The sequence below is a fragment of the Paracraurococcus ruber genome (assembly GCF_004353985.1).
GTDB lineage: Bacteria > Pseudomonadota > Alphaproteobacteria > Acetobacterales > Acetobacteraceae > Paracraurococcus > Paracraurococcus ruber.
In genome coordinates this window covers 1-1912 of record NZ_SMOA01000525.1, presented here as the reverse complement: position 1 = coordinate 1912, position 1912 = coordinate 1, and the positions used below count along the sequence as shown (strand labels likewise).

Annotated in this window: 1 protein-coding gene; it reads right to left on the bottom strand. The window is 73.8% G+C overall.

Annotated elements, in window-relative coordinates; all coding sequences use genetic code 11:
- Positions 1-1912: peptidoglycan D,D-transpeptidase FtsI family protein (locus tag E2C05_RS31455; RefSeq protein ID WP_133223534.1), on the bottom strand; the 1912-nt coding region annotated here is incomplete at both ends.

Sequence of the window (1912 nt, the reverse complement as noted above, 5' to 3'; positions counted from 1 at the left end):
GGCGGCTGCGGCGCCGCCGCCGGGGTGTTGGGCCGCGGCGGTGGCGCCGGCGTGCCCGGGCGTGCCGCGGCGGGCCGGCCCGGCTGCAGCGGGATGGCGATGGTCTGCTGGATCTGCGGGATCCGCTCGGTCTCCGGCACCATGCCGAGGATGGGGGCGACGCGGCCGATCACGCTGCCGGCGGCCGGCGCAGCCACCCAGCCGGCCGTGGCGTAGCCATGGCTGCGGGCATTCGGCTTCGGCTCGTCCACCATGACGTAGATGGCGTAGCGCGGCTGGTTCATCGGGAAGGCGCCGACGAAGGCGGCGATGCGCTTGTTCTCGAGGTAGCCGCCGCGCGGGCCGGTCTTCTCCGCCGTGCCGGTCTTGCCGCCGACGAAATACCCCGCGACATCGGCGCCCTTGCCGGACCCGTCGGTGACGACCAGCCGCATCAGCCGGCGCATGGTCTCCGAGGTCCGCTCGGAGATCACCCGCACCCCGTCCCGCGCCGCGCCGTCCGGCTGCGCCAGCAGGGTCGGCTGCCGCAGGATGCCGCCATTGGCCAGCGCCGAGATGCCGTTGACGACATGCAGCGGCGTCACCGAGATGCCATGGCCGAAGGCGACGGTCATGGTGTTGATGTCGCGCCAGTCCTTCGGCCCGGGGGCGAGGGGGCGGGCGGTCTCCGGCAGCTCCAGCTGCAGCCGCTGGGTCATGCCGAGGCGGACCATGAACTCGCGGTGCCGGGTCGGGCCGACGCCCATCGCCATGTGCGCGGCGCCGAGGTTGGAGGAATAGGCCATCACCTCGGGCAGCATCAGGACGCGGTTCTTGCCCTTGTAGTCGCTGATGGTGAAGCGGCCGTAGCGGATGGGGCGGGACGCGTCGAAGCTGCTCCAGATGTTCGCCGTGCCGTAGTCGAGCGCCATGGCGGCGGTCAGCAGCTTGAAGGTCGAGCCCGGCTCGTACAGGCCGACGGTGGCGCGGTTGAAGCGCGGGTCCTGGTCCTGCTTCGGCGCCGCGGCGGCGGCCGGGGCGCGGTTGGCCACCAGCCGGATCGGGCTCTCCGCCGCCTCGGCCCGCTTCTGCAGGCCGCCGGGGTCGGAGGCGTCGTAATCCGGCAGGCTGACCATCGCCAGCACCTCGGCCGTGTTGATGTCCATCAGCACGCCGGCGCCGCCGATGCCGTTGAAGTCGGCGATCGCCCGGTCCACCGCCTCGCGCAGCGCGACCTGCACGCGGATGTCGAGCGACAGGCGCAGCGGCGTGCGGTCGTTGCGCAGCCGCTCGTCGAAGCTCTTCTCCACGCCGGCGATGCCCTGGCCGTCCACGTCCACCTGGCCGAGCACATGCGCCGCCGACCGGCCCTGCGGGTAGAAGCGCCGCTCGGCGGGACGGAAGTGGAAGCCGGGGATGCCGAGGTCGTTCACCGCCTGCTGGATGCGCGGCGGCAGGTTGCGGGCGATGTAGGCGAACTGCACCGGCCGCTCGCTCTCGCCCACGGTGCGCGGGGTGATGCGGGCGATCAGCCGGTCCCGGTCGAGATGCGGCAGCACGCGCAGCAGGCGGTCGGCGGTGCCGACCGGGTCGTTGATCTCCTGCGGGTTGGCGTAGAGCTCCGTCACCTGCAGGGAGACCGCCAGCACTTCCCCGTTGCGGTCATGGATGGCGGCGCGGCCCACCGTCGGCTCCCCGGTCGGGACGCGCGGGGCGGCGCGCAGCTTCGGCTGCGTCGGATCGATGATGGTGGCGAGCGAGAGCTTGAGGCCGACCGCGCCGAACAGCACGGTGAAGCCGGCGGCGGCGATCAGCAGGCGGCCACGCGTCACCTCCAGCTGCGACCGGCGGGCGAGCTCCGGCGCGCTGACGCGGACCAGGGCGCGCGATTCCGCGGCGGCGCGGGCCGGCACGGCGCGGCCGGCCGGCGCGG